This is a genomic window from Clostridium aminobutyricum, assembly GCF_017255415.1.
GTDB lineage: Bacteria > Bacillota > Clostridia > Peptostreptococcales > Anaerovoracaceae > Aminipila > Aminipila aminobutyrica.
Genome location: NZ_JAFJZZ010000001.1, coordinates 1,187,590 through 1,206,957 on the forward strand (window position 1 = coordinate 1,187,590; position 19,368 = coordinate 1,206,957).

Here is a 19,368-nt window from a genome sequence, read left to right on the forward strand (position 1 = left end):
TTGCTATATATTCCCTTTTTTATTCGTTCATTTTTCTCGCTTCATTTCCTTTTTGGTTCTCGTCCCTCGTTTGCGGCAAGAAAAAAACTGAGACGGAATTGCCACCTCAGGTTTTAATTGTTCTTTTCTACTTCTATTATAACATAATTATCTAACAAGAATAAGCCTTGTTTATACATGATAATAATGTTATTTTGATATGTACCGAAAGTAAGCAAGCAACACTTGCGGAGGAGTTCCAACCGTGGAATTCCCGTATGGCACCTACCAGACATTTGTGCAAATGTGGTTAGGTGCGTAAAATTGGGCAAACTAGTAAAGGAGGAATTGTATGGAAAACTATGAAGTTGAATTTGATTTTGAAGTCAAACATTTAAGACATATTATTACGATTGCAGAAAAGCAGTTAAGTGTCATTCGGCAAAACAGCAGCAGGCAGCAATCTGATATCATTGAAGCAAAGAAAGAACTATGGGAAAATTCCAGTCACTCTATATCAAATCTCTGGTCTAAGGATAGTTTTTATGAACTGATAGCCTTAAACCAATATGCAAACTCAGTATCCAGCAAATTATCAACGTTGGAACTGGGTGCAAATAAAATGATGGCATTAGAAAAGACGGTTCAATCTCCCTATTTCGCTCGAATCGATTTCCAATTTGAAGGTGAAAACGAGGTGGATCAAATATACATTGGCCGTACTTCCCTCATAGATGAAACAGATGTCCAAATCTATGTATACGACTGGCGATCACCGTTAGCCAGCGTTTTCTATCGTTTTGGGGTTGGGAAAGCGTTCTATGATGCACCTAACGGCAGAATTTCAGGTGAAGTCAGCCTTAAACGCCAATTTGAGATTCACCATGGAGTACTTGAGTATTTTTTTGATGCTGATGTACAAATCATGGATGAATTCTTAAGAAAGCTTCTATCCCAAAATGCATCATCAAAAATGAAGGCAATTGTTGAGACCATACAGAAAGACCAAGATATTGTAATCCGGGATATTGAAAATGATTTAATGATGGTGCAGGGCGTTGCAGGGAGCGGAAAAACCTCAGTCGCCCTTCATCGGGTAGCTTATCTTATGTACCAAGGGCTTTCCTCCAAGTTATCTGCTCATAATATTATGATTATCTCACCCAATACCCTATTTGAACGATACATTTCCAATGTACTGCCGGAACTGGGGGAAGATAATGTAGTTTCTGTTAACTTTGATGATATGCTCAAAACGATACTCCCCTCCATGCCAATACAAAACAGGCACCAGTTTTTAGAAAGCCTACTTACTTGTAAATCGGAAGACAGCGCCAGATTGATGAAAAAAAGTTTAGAATTTAAAGCATCGACCGAGTTCAAAGAAATCCTGGACCGTTTTATGGATGATATACCAAGAAAATGGATTGAGTTCAGTGACATTGATTACGACGGAAAATGTATAGCAAGCCGCACCTTATTAAAGGCGGAAATCTTAGATAGAAAAAAAGCGGTACCATTGGGTTTGCGTTTAAAGCAGTTGGAGGAATCCATCTTTAAAAAAGTACATGAGATGCGAAAAGTTCGTATGAAAAAGTTAAGAGACTTTGTAATAAATTACAAAGAGCATATCTATGAAGTTGAAGAATTCTCCAGGCTATTGTCGATATCTGAAAGCACTGTTTTGCTTCAGAAAATTGAACGGTTTACAAAACTGGATATCCTTTCTTTATATAAAGAGTTGTTTCATGATCCCAAATATTTTCACCGTTTGGCAGCTGGAATCCAACTGCCTGATGACATTGATCATATTTTAAACTTCACTCAGGAAAACATGAAAAGAGGTCAGCTGTCCTTTGAAGATGGATTGGTATTGGCGTTTTTACAATTGAAATTATATGGTTTTCAGTATGGTAATTCCATTAAACAAGTTGTAATTGATGAAGCACAAGATTATTACCCCCTTCACTTTGAACTTTTAAAAACATTGTTTCCTCAAGCACGGTATACGATTTTAGGCGATATTTACCAAACAATTGAAAAGCCAGAAGAGGTAATCTTCTTTGATCGAATCAATAAAATTTTAGATAAGAAAAAGTCTGCACTGATAACCATGAACAAAAGTTTCAGGTGTACCAACGAAATCCTGAATTTTAGCAAGAAGTTTCTTCAGCAAGATTCGGAAATTGAAAGTTTCAGCCGAAAGGGTGAAGTGCCCGAGATTTATGAAGCGCAAGATCAAGAAGAATTTGATGAACTGGTCATAAGAGAAATACGGTTTTGTAAAGAGGCAGAATATCAGTCAATTGGTTTGCTGTGTAAAACAGAAAAGGATGCTATCTCTCTCTATCACCGCTTAAAAGAGCAATTAGCGATTCGTTTTATTGGAAGTGACACAATTACAAACATCAAAGGGGTATTTGTTTTGCCGTTATATATGGCAAAAGGGTTGGAATTTGATGCGGTATTGCTCTGTGACACTAACAAAGAGCATTATTCTACCGAAGACGATAAAAAGCTTTTATATATTGGATGTACCAGAGCCCTTCATCGGCTCAGTCTATTTTATACAGGAGAAAAGAGCCCGCTATTGTATTAAAAAATTTAAAGGAGGAGTTTCATTTGGTTTTTCGTAAAGTAGCCAGAATACTGGCTGATATTTTAGATCTGGATGAGGAAGAGATTACCTCGAACACAGAATTGACACCAGAATTTGAAATAGAGAATATTCACATAGCAAAGCTAGTCATTGAATGTGAGAGAAAATTCAAAATTTCTATACATGATGAAAAAATCCATACCTTCCATACAGTTGGGGATGTTGTAAAATACATTGAAAACACTTTATCGGAAGAGGAAGGCAATATTTCCGAAAGTTCCGAAGAGGAGCGTACGGGGTGGTATTATTCGTAATCACAATTCTTTCAGATTACCATTATGCTCATAATCTCATCAACAAGTCGGAATTTTCGATTTTCGCTATACCTCAAAGAATTCCTTGGCATACTTCCTATAGACTCTATGCGTTTTTTTACAGACCGCAGCCCGCTTGCGTATATTGATCCGCATTTTTGATGACGTCCGTTATCTCTGGCAAGCTTCCGCAGACTTTGCATTCTTCGCTGGCCGAGCGATAAGTTACGGTACGGAAGGTCATTTTCAATCCGTCGAACACAAGTATGCGCCCCACCAGCAGGTCGCCGATTTCCAATATATATTTAAGCGCTTCCAGTGCCTGCAGGCTCCCGATAATGCCTGCCATCGCACCCAATACACCGGCCTGCGAACAGCTGGGCACAGCATCCTCCGGGGGAATACCCTCAAATATGCACCGGTAACAGGGTCCCTTTTGCGGAACGTAAGTCATAAGCTGCCCTTCAAACTGTAAAATTCCGCCGTGAGAAAAGGGTTTACCCGCAATTACGCAGGCATCGTTTATCAAAAATTTGGTTGGGAAATTATCGACGCCGTCAATTACAAAATCATATTCCTGAATGACAGGCATGATATTTTCCGGCGTAATCCGGACAGGGTAGGCCTTTACACATATCCCCGGATTAATTTCATGTATTGTCCGCCCGGCAGAATCCGCCTTATTCAGTCCGACCGTTCCCGTCTTATGGATGATTTGCCTTTGCAGATTGGACAACTCTACTTTGTCATCATCCACAATTCCTATGGTTCCGACGCCTGCCGCAGCTAAATACATGGCCGCAGGGGCACCAAGTCCTCCCGCACCAATGATTAAAACCTTGCTTTCCAAAAGGGCCTTCTGACCTTTGGTTCCCACGCCCTTGAGTAAAATATGTCTGGAATAGCGTTCAATTTCCTCTGTTGAAAACATAATATCCTCCCATATTACCTCCGTATGTCCAATGGGCCTGGCTCTTTAACCTATAACGCCTTTGCGGCTCAGTCATTTTCCATATAAGCTCTCAGCCAGCCCAGAAATCCCTCCGCCAGATTGTATGCCTCGTATTCAGCATCAACCAGCAATTCTGCGATTTCCTGACTGATTTCCCCTCTTTGGCAGCAAACAACCACCGCTTTTTCCCTGGGAATTTCATAGAGCCTTACCGCCTCCTGCGGAAACGGAATGTTGATGGAGCCCGGGATATTCCCAAGCTGAAAGGCGACGCCGTCGCGTATATCCACAATCCGGTAATCCTTTTGGTTCAATTGTTTCAGCTGCGACCACGCAATGTCTCTTCCATTTTCTTCGGGGGCAAACAAGCGTCGCTTTTTTGTACCGGTTTCGCGAATCCCGCGGACCAATTTATCCGGATCGGCACTTTTCATAAATTCGGACATCATACATACTCCTGCCACCCCTGTGTTCAGGCATTGTTCCGCGTTGGAAATACCGATGCCACCCAGGGCGTACACGGGTATCGAAACGCTGCCGCAGACTTGCTCCAAAAAAGAAATTCCGCGAGGGGCATACCCTTTTTTACTATCGGTCCGGAAGACATGCCCCGCAGTAATATAAGTTGCCCCCAAAGCCTGGGCCTCCAAAGCTTCGTCCACCGAATGCGTGGAGCAGCCGACGATAAGAAAATGTTTTTTCGCATCTTGATGAAATTCCCTCAGGAGTGGCAGTGGCAAGTGAATTCCATCGGCTTTCTGATCCTTTGCTGCGGAAAGCCATGTATGAAAAATACAGCTTACCCGCTTTTCCCGGCATATTTTCAATACTTCCGCCGCCAGGCCCGCATACTCTTCCTCAGGCAGGTCCTTTTCTCTTAACACAATCGCGTCGGGGCCGGCTGCCGCTATTTTTTCAATTTGCCGCAGAAAGCTTGCACCGATCAGCTTGCGATGGGTAATGCACATGATTTCAGACATAAATATAATCGTTCAAGACAGGCTGGAGACCTTCCGATTTCATATCGCTGTACATTTTATCCAGCGTCCTTTCATCCGCAATTTTAAACTGCTCGTCTCCAACGTCCTTTTTATCCTTTCTCATATATTTGTTTTCATGATCTCCGATTCCGGTGGATACCCCTGCCGAAACCTTTGTTGCTGCAATCTTTACGATTCCATTGCGAAATTTCATGTTCTCCCTTGAGGACACAGTGATGCCGACATAGGGAAGGAAAATACGGTAAGCGCACAATATCTGGCACAACTGCTTCTCATGCACATCCACCGGACGAATTCCATCGTTATTGATAATCGGTCTTAGTCTTGGGCAAGACAAGGAATATTCTACATGCGGATATTTCCTCTGAAGATAATAAACATGCATCGCCGTTGCAAATGCATCCTTGCGAAAATCTCCCAGCCCAAGCAATGCGGACAGCCCGACCCCACGCATACCACCCATGATCGCGCGCTCCTGCGCTTCAAAACGGTAGGGGTAAATCCTCTTACGCCCCATAAGGTGCAGCTTTTCGTAGCGATCCGGGTTGTAGGTTTCCTGGAAAACCGTTATATAATCCGCGCCGCATTCATGAAGATACCGGTATTCGCCGACATTGACCGGATAGATTTCAAGGCCGATATTACGAAAATATTTCTTTCCCAGTTTGCAGGCCTGGGCGATGTATTCCACACTGCTTGTCTTGCGGTTTTCTCCGGTAAGCATCAGTATTTCTTCGATGCCGGAAGCCTTGATTACTTTCATCTCATGCTCAATCTCCTGCGTCGTCAGTTTTTTGCGGACGATATCATTGTAGCAGTTAAACCCGCAGTACACGCAATAATTGGAGCAGTCGTTTGCGATATACAACGGTGTGAACATATAAACCGTATTTCCGAAATGTTTTCCGGTTTCCCTCTTTGCACGGGACGCCATCTCTTCCAGATGGGGCAATGCAGCCGGGGACAACAGTGCTTTAAAATCCTCTATGCTGCAGGTTTCATGCAGCAGCGCCTTCCTGACATCCTCCTGCCTATAGCGGCTGTAATCATAGGCATTCATGGCTTCAATAACCTTCGCCATAATATCGGATGAAATTTGCTCCATATCCGGCATATATTCCATATGACTGTTCCGGCTGTCCGGGTCGTTTTCAAGACGGTGTTTTTTCTCAGACGCCGCCCGGCTTAATCGTCCCGAGCCTACAAAAAAAATATTATCTTGCATTATTTTTTCCTCTCTGCTTCGTTAAACAAAGGTTTTGGCTTCCGGCGATTCATTTGCCATAACTCAAAACCATAAACATCAGCCGGGGATTGTCCCCCGCCATTTAAGAAATGGATACTGACGCCGTCATCAATCGGTTAAAAATCCCGTAAGGGGATTGGAAGCCGATGCCCCTCTTCCCAAAACTCTGCCAAGACCAGCCAGATAGGCGCTTCTTCCCGCCTGTATCGCATCTTTAAAGGCTGCCGCCATCCGGGGAATGTCTCCCGAGGTTGCAATAGCAGTATTGGACATGATCGCTGCGGCGCCCATCTCCATCGCCGCACAGGCTTCCGACGGTTTGCCGATTCCGGCATCCACGATAATCGGAACATCTATTTCATCAATGAGAATCTGGAGGAACTCTCTGGTGGCAAGTCCTTTATTGGAACCGATGGGCGCCGCCAACGGCATGACAGAAGCGGCTCCTGCGTTGACCAGATCCCGCGCCGTGTATAAATCCGGGTACATATAGGCCAAAACAATAAACCCTTCCTTTGCCAGCAGTTCAGTCGCCTTAACGGTTTCTACATTGTCCGGCAGAAGATATTTCGTGTCCCCCATGATTTCCACTTTCACAAAATCTCCGCAGCCAAGCTCCTTTGCGAGCCTTGCGATCCGGACGGCTTCCTCCGCATTTCTTGCTCCTGACGTATTGGGAAGTAGGGTTATCCCTTCGGGGATATAGTCGAGGATATTCTCGTTCTCTTTCGTATTTGTTCTGCGTACGGCCAGCGTAATGATCTGCGCCTCGGCATATTCTATCGCCGCTTTTATGAGGTTCAGCGAATACTTTCCCGAACCTAAAATAAATCTTGAGGAAAATTCTTGACCTCCTAAAACAAGTGGATCTTTCTTCTTCATAAGTTCTCTCCTTCGTATGAATTAATACTGTAAAATTCAATGACACGTTCATTTTACAGACAATCAGCCGCCACCGACAAAATGCACAATTTCAACCGAATCGCCCGGCATTAAAACCTTGGCCGAGTACTGCGCTTTCGGGATAATCCAGCCGTTCACCTCCACCGCAATTTTTTTCAGCGAATAACCGGCATCCTCCAAATAATTCTGTAAAATCCGGTTGTCCGCCGAAACCTCCTCGCCATTAATTCGGACCATAAAACCACCTCCTGAAAATAAAAAAAGCCGCAGAAAAAATACACCCAAGGTGGTGTACCCCTTCATGCGACTTAACGTCAACATATCTTTTACAAAAATACCATAATTACCTCCGGTTGTCAACACTAGAACATCCGAAATTCGAAGAGATTTATTCTTAAAGATACTAATTAATACGAAGCCCCAAGGCCTTATCATGCAAGGCTTTGGAGCAAAGAAAAGACCTTCAAATTTTGTTCAGTCCCAAAAAACTGTTCAAAATTTGAAGGTCAAATCATTTGGTGAGGCACGAGGGATTCGAACCCCCAACCGACAGATTCGAAGTCTGCGACTCTATCCATTGAGCTAGTGCCCCAAAATTTAACTATGTGTTCCTAACGAACAGATATCATTATACCCTATTTAATTTAGAAAATCAACGCTTATTTGATTTTATTGGTACAAACTATGAAGTTTTTCATGGCCTTCACTGGCTTAATATTCGTTATTGTCGATGTTACATATAGAATCACAAAAAAGAAATAATCGCCCCTGTCTGGAAAACTAGGCGATTATTTAATTAACTATAATCTAGGCTGACCGCTTATCGGTAGCACTTTTATATTCTAATTATAACAATACATCTCTGAAAATACAATATTTTTATATTTATTTATTATTTTATGCTCATTTTAATCTTCTATTCTTTCTCAATATCATTAAATCCGATGCCATTGCCCCAGACAGAATCAACATGTATAACGGTAACGAGTGCTTTCGGGTCGAGTCTCGCAACCTTCTGACGAATCAATATGCCCTCTCTAGGGGAACATAAAATCTGTAATTTATCGCGTTCCTTTCTGGTATAGGCGCCTGTGATCCGCTCGATGGATACACCTCTTTCAATGTCGTTCATGATATAGTCGGCAATTTCTTTAGAGGCACTTGTGATGATCTCAACCTGAACAATTTTTGTCTCAAATCCAAATAAAACATAATCTGTCATCTTTGAAATGATAATCGTAGTAATCAGCGCATACAAAGCAATATTTCTACCGAAAACAAAACCGGAAGCAACGATTACACAAGTATCGATGGCCATTAAAATTTTGCTTAAGCTTACGTGGGGCAGTATCTTTTTCTGTATGATCTTTGCAATCGTATCCGTTCCTCCAAACGAATAGCCCCTTGAAAAACCTATTCCGTTACAAATACCAGAAAATATACCGCAATAGATGGCGGCCAAAATGATATCTTTTTGCTCCAGCAATTGAAAATTAAACTGTTCAAATACCATCAAAGCCGCAGGATACATGATAGTTAACAATAAAATCTTCTTTCCTTCTTTCATTCCCAAGGTGATGGTACAAATTACAAGAATGACTAACGCTCCTATGTAATACATAATAGAAAAGTCTAACGACACATAGTTTTGTAAAATTCGAACCGCTCCGGTAACTCCCCCGCTGCTCAATCCGTTCGGTATCAAAATACTTACCGTTGCAAACGCACCGATGCAACAAGCAATTAATATAAAGGCTAAGTCAATGATAACTTGTTTTACTCTCTCCTTGGTAATTTTCTTCATTATAGAATCCCCCTTACCCGTTTATCGTCTTGGCGACGCGATTGCCGAACACATCCACGCATATGATATGGATCACTCCTGCCGTATCATGAATCACAACCTTGCGTTCAAGACATCCTTTCGTTTTGAATATAATTTCTTGAGGCTGATGCACCTTGCCATTATACTGTGTGTCCACACTCCAAAATTCGATCAAACTCATTGAATCTTCTTTCAATATGGCCTCTATCAACGTTTTATCCTTCGGAGTCAATGCTTCCAACCATTTTTCAGACGGCTGATAATGCAGGAGCGTCAGCTCCAAAGAAGCTACCATATCATCCGTACAGGATTGAAATTTCACCTCTATCTCTCCGTCTGGGTTCTCAAAACACTCATTATCTTGTATAAAAAAGCTGAAATCCATTTCATTGGACAGCAGTCTTTTCTGAATATTTGCTATGGAGGACAATCCTATATCACAGCTTATCCACCGCCGGTTCATACGCGAAGCGGCTGCAGCTAACGTTCCCGAACCTCCAAAGAAGTCTGCACATAAATCTCCTTCTCTTGTGCAGCTTTCTAATATTCTCGACAATAGCAGTTCCGGTTTTTGCGTCGCATAACCGGTTCTTTCTGCTGAAGTCCGTCCAACCATATCAATCTGCCAAACATCCTTCATGTTCACCATCGTATACCAGCCCTGCTCATCTTCGTATTCTGTGACTCCTTTAAATCGGTATGGTTTAAACCCCCTGTTATAGGATTTCTCCTTCTGAGGATTAAAATAATACCGGTCAGTCTTCGAATAGAACAGAAGCGTATCATGCTTTCTGGAAAAACGACGGTTGCTGGTGCCTCCGGATTTATAGGTCCAGATAATTTCATTGACAAAATTGTTTTCGCCGAAGATTTCATCCATTAAAAGCTTCACATAATGAGCGACATGCCAATCCAAATGAATCCATACACATCCTTCGTCGCTAAGTAAATCCCTCATAACAAATAGTCTCACAGCAATCATTTTCAAATAATCTTCAATGCCTTTATTCCACGTATCCGTATAAACCGTCTGTTTGATTTTAAAGTCTTCTTCCAACTTTTCGGATTCGATCTTTACACTCATAAAATAGTCTGCCTTGGAATAAAACGGAGGATCCACATAAATCAATTGCAAATTTCCTTCCATCCCTAAGTGATCCTTTAAATAATTCATCCATTGCAGATTATTGCCATAAGCCAACAGATTTCTTTTATCCTGCTGCGTGTGACCAAAGCATGCAACCTCACTATAAATTTCTGCTTTTGACTGTAAATATTCTGCTCTACTCTCTTCTAATATTTGTGCAAGCTTGTAGATCAAGCCCATTATTTGCTCCTCTTATTCTTTCCTGTATTTCTGTGTATAGGCTGATTCTGCGATTTTTGAGGTCGCGAATCTTTCTCCGGGCCCCCCTCCTGATTCTTAAAGGTTCTTCCGAGCAAAACGCCGATTAAATCTGGTCGTCTGGCTTTGATTAAGGCCGCCTTTACCGTTTCTCGGTTCTCCGGTTTATTAAAATGGATTAATGCACGCTGCATCTTCTTTTCTTCCATGGTTTTCGGTACAAACACCTTCTTCATGGTCAAAGGGTCCATTTCAGTGTAATACATGCAAGTGGAAAGGGTTCCCGGTGTGGGATAAAAATCCTGTACTTGATCGGGAATAAATCCATTTTCTTTTAAAAACAAGGCTAGTTCAATCGCATCCTCCAGCGTACTCCCCGGATGAGAAGATATCAAATACGGAATCAAGTATTGCTTGAGGCCCAATTGCTCATTAATACGCTTATATTTTTTGCTGAATTCTTCAAAGATCTTCTTTTCAGGTTTCCGCATATAGGAAAGAACCCTTTCCGATACGTGTTCGGGTGCCACCTTTAAAATACCGCTCACATGATATTTACATAATTCACGCAGAAATTCATCATTTTGATCTGCCATCACATAGTCAAATCGTATTCCTGAACGTATAAACACCTTTTTCACGCCCGGCAGTCCTCGAAGAGATCGTAAAAGTTCCAAATATTCTTTATGATCTACTGAAATTTGGCTGCAAGGGCTTGGATAAAGACAGTCCTTTTCACTGCAGACACCTTTCGTCAGCTGTTTTTTACAAGCAGGTCCTCTAAAGTTTGCCGTCGGTCCCCCTACATCATGAATATATCCCTTAAACCCCGGTTGCGCAATCAATTTTTTCCCTTCTCTCACAATCGAGTCTTTGCTTCTCCCACGTACCTGCCTGCCCTGATGATAGGTTAAGGCACAAAAACTACAGCCCCCAAAGCAACCTCGGCTGCTCACAATGCTATATTCGACTTCCTTAATAGCCGGAATACCCCCATCCTTTTCATAGACAGGATGATACGTTCCTTCATAAGACAATTCATATACATCATCCAGTTCCTGTGTGGAAAGAGGTTCTTGAGGCGGATTTTGCACCACATATACATCCCCGCCATAAGGCTCTATCAATCGTTTACCGGTAATAAAATCATTGTTTCCATATTGAATTGCAAAACTTTCGCAGTATTTCTTCTTATCACTGACAATCTCTTCAAAAGACGGAAGCAACATGGATTCCTCATCCAATTCAATTTCCTTTGCTTTTACACAGGTTCCTCGAATCCAGCCGATATCTTTTGCTTCTATCCCTGAATCCAAAGCCTCGGCGATCTCAACGATCGAGCGTTCCCCCATCCCATAAATCAAGATGTCCGCTTTTGAATCCAGTAAAATGGACTTGCGAACCTTGTCGTCCCAATAGTCATAATGCCCCAAACGACGTAAACTTGCCTCAATTCCGCCAATGACGATCGGTACGTCCTTATAGGCTTCTCGTGCTCGATTGCTGTACACAATCACCGCTCGATTCGGCCTTTTGCCAATGGCACCACCTGGAGTATATGCATCGGTTCTTCTTTTATGCTTAAAAACAGAATAGTGATTTACCATGGAATCTACATTTCCGGCATTAATTAAAAATCCCAGCCGCGGCTTCCCAAATCGCATAAAATCATCTTTACTGTTCCAATCCGGCTGAGCTAAAATCGCCACCTTAAAGCCTCTGCTTTCCAAAATTCTGCTTATTATCGCCGTACCAAAAGAAGGATGGTCAATATATCCATCCCCTGTAATTAACACAAAGTCTGGCTGAGGCCAACCTCGTTGCTCACATTCTTGTTTTGTTATGGGTAAAAAACTCATTCAAATCCTTCCTTGCTCGTCTTTTTTTCATATTACTGCGTTATGAACAGTCAAACCATTGCTCGAGTGCTTTTGTACACTCCGCTACGTTTGCCTATTCACGCCTTGTCCTACGAAAAAAATCCTGCGCAATTATATCGTCATGTAAAAATTCACAAATCTATACTTTGTAGAATTTTACGGTTATTTTTATATATTATTGTGTTGTAAAAGTCAAGTTGTTCACTTATCTGCTTCCCTTATCATATGGTATCGCAACTGCCTTCGGAGCCTGTGAAGACTTCGAACTAAACGCTAATACAATTAGTGTTGCAATAAACGGAATCATTTTATATACATCACCCGGTATAGCAGATGTTGCCAATATCGGAATAACCGAATATGCAGAAGCGACAGTCTTCATCAAACCGAAGAAAAAAGCGGCAAGTAAAATTTTAATCGGTCTCCACTGACCGAAAATCATTACGGCTAGTGCAAGGAATCCATATCCGGATACGGTGGCATTGAAGTTCGTGGAAGTAGGAATGATAAACACCAAGCCTCCCAAACCAGCCAATCCGCCGGAAATCATAACTCCTGCATATCGCATCTTATACACATTAATTCCAACCGAGTCAGCGGCATGCGGATGTTCCCCGCAGGCACGCAAACGCAAGCCAAATTTCGTCTTATACAGTATGACTACGGAAATCACTAAGATAGCGAGTCCAATATAAGTAGTCAGGTAAGCATTCTTAAAAAACAAATTTCCGATAACCGGAATATCCCCCAAAACAGGTACGGAGAAAATTCGAAAGCTGTTGATGAACTGAATTTGCTGTACGCCGTTCTCCTGAATCGTTCTGGCAACATAAATAGCAAGAGCCGGTGCCAGCATGTTCAGTGCAGTCCCGCCGATAATTTGGTCTGATTTCAAATTAATAGCGGAGTAGGCCAAAAGCAGTGAAAAAACGATACCTATCGAAACGGAAATCAGTATTGCCAGAATCAATAAAAGCTGTCCGCTCATGGTCTGCCCCATTTGATTGATAAAGAAAATTCCGGCAAAAGCCCCAATAATCATCACGCCGTCCAACGCAATGTTGGTTACTCCGCCTCGCTCCGTAAACATACCGCCAAGCGCAACGATCAAGAGAGGTATGGAGAAAAACATTGTCTGCTGCGCAACTAAATACAAAATATCCATTACTTTTCTCCCTCCTCGTTATTTGCTGAAATCACGGCATCTTTTACTGCTTTCTTTTCGTGAATATGCTTAATAACCTTCGGTAATATCGATCTGAAGATCAATGAAAATGCACTGAAATAGATGATACATGCAATAATGATATCAATAATTTCAGGAACAAAATCTAATGTCTGCAAATAATTACCTCCAAGGGTAATATAGGAGATGAACAGTGCCGCAAAGATGATTCCGATCGGGTTGGATAACCCCAATAATGCTACTGGAATTCCGTTAAAGCCTTCGGCTGCCAATACATCTACTACCTTAATATGGCGGCCGCTTGCACCGGACAAATATAACAGTCCGCCGCCAAGGCCTGCAAGCGCTCCTGCAATCACCATCGCTAATACAATATTTCTCTTTTCATTAATACCCGCGTATTTGCTTGCCTTCTGGTTGTATCCGCAAGCTTTCAATTCGTAACCCAACGTGGTTTTATTTAAAAGGATATAAATGACTATCGCCATAATAACCGCAATATAAATACCGCTATTGACCGTAGATAAATCCTTCATCGTTCCCATTGGATTATAGAAGACATCATCCAAACCACCCTTCGGTAATACAGCAGTTGATGCAACGTCCATTGATAACGCTTTGTTGCTGTCATATACGGTCATCTTTACCAAGTAGTTTGCCATGTACATGCCGATGTAATTCATCATGATCGTCGCAATCACTTCATGCACATTTAAATAGGCTTTCATCAGACCGGGGATGAGTGCCCATAAGCCTCCCACAAAAGCGGCAGCAATCAACGCAATAATCCAATGAAACGGTGCCGGGAGAAAATCCCATTTTACGCCTACATAAATAGCTGCAAAAGCGCCCATGATAAACTGACCGGATGCTCCGATATTAAAGAGACCAGTTTTAAACGCAAAGCCAACGGATAATCCGGTTAAAATCAACGGTGTCGCAAAATAGAGTACTTGTCCTAACCCTTTTGCTTCTGTACTGAAACCGCCCTTTAAGATGATAACAAAACCGGCTGCTGCCTCTGAAGGGTTCGTTATTAATAAAATCACAAAACCAAAAATCAGTCCGATTAGAATAGCAAAAATAGAAGACATGGCATTATTGAAGCCGTTGCTCTCAAGAAGATTTTTAAGCCTATTCATACTAAGCCGTCACCTCACTTCTCTTGGAGCCTGCCATATAGAGGCCCAGTTCTTGAGTTGTAACCTCTTCAGGTTTCACATCTGCTACAATCTCGCCTTCATATATGACTAAGATTCTATCGCTTACATTCATTACTTCATCCAGTTCCAAAGATACTAATAGAATTGCTTTTCCTTCATCTCGTTTTTCAACCAACTGCCGATGAATATATTCAATTGCACCTACATCCAAACCTCGGGTAGGCTGTACGGCGATTAAGATTTCTGGGTCCATATCCAACTCTCTGGCCACAATCGCTTTCTGCTGATTTCCTCCGGACATACTGCGTACTATCGTGTTCACACCTTGTCCGCTTCGGATATCAAATTGACCGATCAGCTTTTCAGCATACGCTTTGGCTTTCTTGAAATTGATAAAGCCGTGTTTTTGAAGCGCCGGCATAAAATATTTCTTTAGCATCAAATTTTCTTTCAAATTATAATCCAATATCAGTCCATCCTTATGTCGGTCTTCCGGAATATGACTTAGTCCTGCCATATTCTTTTTACGAATGCTCCATTTCGTTACATCCGTACCGTTGATTAGAACTTGCCCTGACTCCATCGGACTCAGTCCTGTTAAACCGTAGACGAGCTCGGACTGACCGTTTCCGTCAATACCTGCAATACAGACTATTTCACCTTTTCGAATCTTAAAGGAAACGTTATGCACAGCATGTTTACTGCCGCTCTTTGATTTAATGCTCAGCTTGTTTACTTCTAAAACGATCTCTTCCTGCGGCATCGGTTTTTTGTGAATCGACAAATCAACCTTTCTGCCAACCATCATTTCAGACATTTCTTCTTTCGAAGTCGCCGCCACATCAATGGTTCCTATGTATTTTCCTTTTCTAAGAACAGTACATCGATTTGCCACGGCTTTGATCTCATTTAATTTATGTGTAATGAAAAGAATCGATTTTCCTTCTGTTACAAGGTCCTTCATGATTTTCATGAGTTCTTCGATTTCTTGCGGTGTTAAAACTGCCGTTGGTTCATCAAAAATCAAGATTTCATTATCTCTATAGAGCATCTTCAAAATCTCAACACGCTGCTGCATCCCAACGGTGATGTCTTCCACAATAGCATCCGGATCAACCATCAGTCCATACTTTTCCGATAAGGCAACTACTTTTTGTCTGGCCTCTTCCATTTTCAGCAGTCCGCTCCTAGTTGTCTCAACGCCTAATATGATATTTTGAAGTACGGTAAAATTATGCACCAGCTTAAAGTGCTGATGCACCATCCCAATCCCAAGTGCATTTGCATCATTGGGGTCCTTTATACTGATGATTGCACCGTTTTTCTTTATGACACCCTTTTCCGGTTGATACATTCCGAAAAGAACACTCATCAGCGTCGACTTACCCGCTCCGTTTTCTCCGAGCAAAGCATGTATTTCACCTTTTTTAAGTTGGAGTGTGATATCATCATTCGCAATAATACCTGGAAATTCTTTAGTAATGTTCAGCATTTCTATGATATATTCCATACAGCTTCTCCGTTCTTAATATAATACATACATTATATCCAATTTACCAAAAAAATCAACTACAGGGTGTATTATCAAGGCCTAAGAGACCCCGGCGAAAATAGAAAAGTACGGCATAAAGCATGCCGTACCTCAACTTAAATCGAACTATTCATCAACCGTAACATTTAAATAAGCCGATATTATTCAACTACAGTAATCTTAACAATCTTTAAACCTAAATCTGCGGCAGATTTCACTTCATCTTTCTGAAGTACGATCTTGCCTGCAGCTAGATCAGCATAAACCGCATCATAGTTGCCCTGAGCGAATGCTTCAAACTTGGAAGTCTCCATAGGAAGCTGTACCCCATTATCTGCAGCACCAAGAGTTAAGGACTGTCCGCCTGGGAACTTTTCTGCATAGTACTGTTCCAATGTGGACTCAACTGCAGCAGAAAGATCCTTCATTGCAGAGGTAATAACGGTTGGAGATTCAGAACTCTGATCTACGTCAACACCGATAACCTTCTTTCCTGCAGCGGCAGCAGCTGACATGACAGAATTTCCTACAGCACCGCCGGCTGCAAAGATAACTTCCGTACCTTCCGCATACCATGAAGATGCCAGAGTCTGCGCTTCAGGCGTTGCGTCAAAATTACCTGTATAGTGATATTTTAAATCAATATTTTTAATTTTTAATTCTTTAGCGGCAGCTTCAGCACCTTGAGCAAATCCGTACCCATAACGAACTACTGCAGGAACAGCCATACCACCCATAAATCCAAGCTTTGTGTAGCCTTCCATAACTGCTGCGTAACCAGCCAAGTATCCGGACTGTTCTTCAGCGAACTTAATGCCTACAGCGTTTTCTGCCGTGCGATAAGTTGGATTATCTTTCGCTCCATCATTCGGATAACCGTCAATTAGAATAAAGTTTACATCTTTGTATAAGTCCTGAGCCTGATAAATAGGTACTTCGAACAAAAATCCAGGAGTAACAACAACTTTTGCTCCACCCTGTACCGCAAGCTGTATGGCTGCTAGATAAGCATCCGTTGTTTGTTCGGTTGGTTTGTAGTACTTACATGTAACCTTGTTTTTATCTGCATAAGCTACAACACCTTCCCAAGTCCCCTGGTTAAAGGACTTGTCATCAATTGAGCCAATGTCTGTAATCATTGCGATTTCATAAGTCTTGTTATCTTTTGTGTCCTTAGCAGGTTCGCCTGAATTGCCACAAGCCGCTAATCCGAGCACTAACACTAAAGTAAGTGAGATTGCTAAAAATTTCTTCATATATTTTCTCCCTCCTGATACGGTTGATTGATTGTATAACGTACATTTATTATAAGTCTTAAAGGCTTATTTTAAAAGTGTTTTTTAGCATAATAAGGAAAAATATCAAGCCTCTTATTTCTACAATAAAAGGCAGATAACGGGCTTTGTATTTAATCATATAATTCAGGTTTTCTATGCTTTAACAGAGGCAGCTGCTCTCTGATCTCATCTAAATAATCCAAGTCTACTGTACCGTATACGATGGTCTCTCTGGAATCGGCTTTGGCGCAAAATTCCCCCCACGGATTCACTAAGCAGGAATTTCCGTAAGCCTGGTAGGGCGCCTGCTGATCTCGAGCCGGAGATACCGCCGCAAAATAGATTTGATTGTCCAAGGCTCTTGCCCTCATGGTGATCTCCCAATGGGCCGGTCCGGTTGTCATATTAAAAGCAGCAGGCAAAATAACCGCTTTCACACCCGATAACGTCATTTTCCGGAACAGTTCAGGAAACCGTACATCATAACAAATAGCGATTCCGATCTTACAGTATTCCGTATCAATAATCGTCACCTCCCGACCGGAAGTCAGGATATCCGATTCTTTAAATCGTATACCACCTTTTACATCAATATCAAATAAGTGCGCTTTTCTATGCTTTCCAATGAGTGCACCGCTTTTATCGAAAGAAAAATTCGTATTATATACGCGTTCTTCCCCATTTTTCAAACGTTCCAGTTCGGGAATACTTCCCGCCACTAAATATACCTTTAATTCTTTTGACAAAGAAGACATAAAATGCACGGTTTCTCCTGATTCTTCTTCGGCATATTCTTTAAAATACTGAGTGGCATAAGGGCAGTTCCACATTTCAGGAAGCGCGATTACGTCAGCACCTTTGGAAGCAGCTTCTCGAATCATAGATTCCGCTTTTGCCAAACTTTCTTTCTTATCAAATGATCCTTTCATCTGACACAAAGCAATTTTAAAATTCATATACTATCCTCCTCTGTAATAGGATTTCCATATGGCATATGGATAGTATACCATTATTTTGATAAATTAAATAGGCAGGAAATATCAGTTTTGATATTTCCTACCTATTTTACAGTGTTTCAGTTAAAAACACTGAAGGGGTAACTTATTAAACATGGAATCACTTTTACTATGTGATTTAAAAAATGAGCTTATCTCATTAGTTTGTAAATTCTTGAACCCAATAAGTAGTTCCATTGCTACCTTTTACATAGCCTACGCCAATTTTACCGTATTTGGAATTTAAAATGTTTGCTTTATGTCCGGAAGAGTTCATCCATGCATCCATAACACTCTGAGGTGTCTGCTGTCCCATCGCAATATTTTCTCCCGCAGTCGTATATGAAATACCGAACTGCTTCATCATATCAAATGGTGAACCATAAGTTGGTGAAGTGTGTGAGAAATAATTGTTAGTCAGCATATCCTGAGCCTTTGCTTCTGCTGCCTTTGATAATTCAGTGCTTAATGTCAATGGAGCTAACCCGGCTGCAGCTCTTTCCTGATTTACAATATTCGCAACCTGTTGTTCATATGAACCGATTCCTGCAGTATCCGAAGTGCTAGTGTTTGTATTATTATTTGTTGTAGTGTTGTCCTTCGTTGGAGTAGTAGTGTCCTTCGTTGGAGTAGTAGTGTCCTTTGTTGGAGTAGTAGTATCCTTCGTTGGAGTCTGCTGATTTGTTTTTGTTTGATTAGCAGTCAACGGGCAATTGGTACTCTTGCCTGTGTTTTTTGTTGTAGCATCCTTTGCATTTAAAGTAATCTTTCCAGATGTGCTTTTTAGGTTTGATAGATTCTTTAGAAGAACCTGCTGGCAATCGTTGCTCTGTGCAGCATCTACAGCTGTAGTGTTTAGATTGCATAATGATTGAAGATTTGAACAATTTAGCTTAATACAATTGTTGTTTGATAGGCAGCTGCTTAAATCTTTAACCACCGTTTGTTGGTTCAATGGAACCGAGACATTGCCTCCGCAACTTGTCCCTGCAAATGCTTGAGCCGGTGCTGCAGCCATAAGCAGTAGTGATAACGTTAACGTAGTTTTGACAAAGTTCTTTTTCATAACTATTGTCCTCCTTTTCCACTTATTCCAAAAATCAGGGTAATTTTGTCTTGCGTTTACCCATATGAGAAGTATAGTGCCAGTTGTCCCCAAAAATCATTATATA

Annotated in this window: 16 protein-coding genes and 1 tRNA gene; 2 read left to right on the forward strand and 15 right to left on the reverse strand. The window is 41.5% G+C overall.

The window, feature by feature from the left end; genetic code table 11:
• Positions 1-331 precede the first annotated feature (331 nt).
• Together JYB65_RS05675 and JYB65_RS05680 are read left to right on the forward strand one after the other, a co-directional pair.
• Entirely contained in the window at positions 332-2,578 is a 2,247-nt protein-coding gene (locus JYB65_RS05675; protein ID WP_206581618.1) for a HelD family protein, read from the forward strand.
• 23 nt (positions 2,579-2,601) lie between these two features.
• A complete protein-coding gene (locus tag JYB65_RS05680; RefSeq protein ID WP_206581619.1) occupies positions 2,602-2,892 on the forward strand; it encodes a phosphopantetheine-binding protein in 291 nt (96 codons plus the stop codon).
• A 118-nt stretch (positions 2,893-3,010) separates the two neighbouring features.
• Here JYB65_RS05680 and JYB65_RS05685 read toward each other — a convergent pair whose 3' ends face one another.
• From JYB65_RS05685 to JYB65_RS05755, 15 genes are all read right to left on the reverse strand, one after another.
• Positions 3,011-3,826, reverse strand: a complete 816-nt coding sequence (locus JYB65_RS05685) for a molybdopterin-synthase adenylyltransferase MoeB (protein ID WP_206581798.1) — start codon at positions 3,824-3,826, stop codon at positions 3,011-3,013.
• A gap of 65 nt (positions 3,827-3,891) precedes the next feature.
• Positions 3,892-4,824 carry a thiamine phosphate synthase gene (locus JYB65_RS05690; RefSeq protein ID WP_206581620.1) on the reverse strand — a complete coding sequence of 311 codons (933 nt, stop codon included), beginning with the start codon at positions 4,822-4,824 and terminating at the stop codon, positions 3,892-3,894.
• Positions 4,817-6,070, reverse strand: coding sequence for a 2-iminoacetate synthase ThiH (gene thiH / locus JYB65_RS05695; RefSeq protein ID WP_206581621.1), 1,254 nt, complete (start codon positions 6,068-6,070; stop codon positions 4,817-4,819). The genes JYB65_RS05690 and thiH overlap by 8 nt, the downstream gene beginning before the upstream one ends.
• Before the next feature lie 129 nt (positions 6,071-6,199).
• Complete coding sequence (locus tag JYB65_RS05700; RefSeq protein WP_206581622.1) at positions 6,200-6,973, reverse strand: thiazole synthase; 774 nt, start codon at positions 6,971-6,973, stop codon at positions 6,200-6,202.
• A 63-nt stretch (positions 6,974-7,036) separates the two neighbouring features.
• Positions 7,037-7,231, reverse strand: coding sequence for a sulfur carrier protein ThiS (gene thiS / locus JYB65_RS05705; RefSeq protein ID WP_206581623.1), 195 nt, complete (start codon positions 7,229-7,231; stop codon positions 7,037-7,039).
• Positions 7,232-7,510: 279 nt separating this feature from the next.
• Positions 7,511-7,586 (reverse strand) — tRNA-Arg (locus tag JYB65_RS05710).
• Positions 7,587-7,910: 324 nt separating this feature from the next.
• On the reverse strand, positions 7,911-8,798 hold the full coding sequence (locus JYB65_RS05715; protein WP_206581624.1) for a YitT family protein: 888 nt from the start codon (positions 8,796-8,798) through the stop codon (positions 7,911-7,913).
• Between the two features lie 13 nt (positions 8,799-8,811).
• Entirely contained in the window at positions 8,812-10,146 is a 1,335-nt protein-coding gene (locus JYB65_RS05720; protein ID WP_206581625.1) for a DNA methyltransferase, read from the reverse strand.
• Entirely contained in the window at positions 10,146-12,023 is a 1,878-nt protein-coding gene (locus JYB65_RS05725; protein WP_206581626.1) for a YgiQ family radical SAM protein, read from the reverse strand. The genes JYB65_RS05720 and JYB65_RS05725 overlap by 1 nt, the downstream gene beginning before the upstream one ends.
• Positions 12,024-12,249: 226 nt before the next feature.
• Complete coding sequence (locus JYB65_RS05730; RefSeq protein ID WP_206581627.1) at positions 12,250-13,209, reverse strand: ABC transporter permease; 960 nt, start codon at positions 13,207-13,209, stop codon at positions 12,250-12,252.
• The gene (locus JYB65_RS05735; RefSeq protein WP_206581628.1) at positions 13,209-14,372 is read right to left on the reverse strand and encodes an ABC transporter permease; all 1,164 of its coding nucleotides are present in this window, start codon (positions 14,370-14,372) and stop codon (positions 13,209-13,211) included. The genes JYB65_RS05730 and JYB65_RS05735 overlap by 1 nt, the downstream gene beginning before the upstream one ends.
• A gap of 1 nt (position 14,373) precedes the next feature.
• The gene (locus JYB65_RS05740) at positions 14,374-15,903 is read right to left on the reverse strand and encodes an ABC transporter ATP-binding protein (protein ID WP_206581629.1); all 1,530 of its coding nucleotides are present in this window, start codon (positions 15,901-15,903) and stop codon (positions 14,374-14,376) included.
• Positions 15,904-16,085: 182 nt separating this feature from the next.
• Positions 16,086-17,180 carry a BMP family lipoprotein gene (locus tag JYB65_RS05745; RefSeq protein ID WP_206581630.1) on the reverse strand — a complete coding sequence of 365 codons (1,095 nt, stop codon included), beginning with the start codon at positions 17,178-17,180 and terminating at the stop codon, positions 16,086-16,088.
• A 152-nt stretch (positions 17,181-17,332) separates the two neighbouring features.
• Positions 17,333-18,157 (reverse strand): carbon-nitrogen hydrolase family protein, encoded by an 825-nt coding sequence (locus tag JYB65_RS05750; RefSeq protein WP_206581631.1) that lies wholly within the window; start codon positions 18,155-18,157, stop codon positions 17,333-17,335.
• 199 nt (positions 18,158-18,356) lie between these two features.
• Entirely contained in the window at positions 18,357-19,262 is a 906-nt protein-coding gene (locus tag JYB65_RS05755; protein ID WP_206581632.1) for a CAP domain-containing protein, read from the reverse strand.
• Positions 19,263-19,368: the final 106 nt, after the last annotated feature.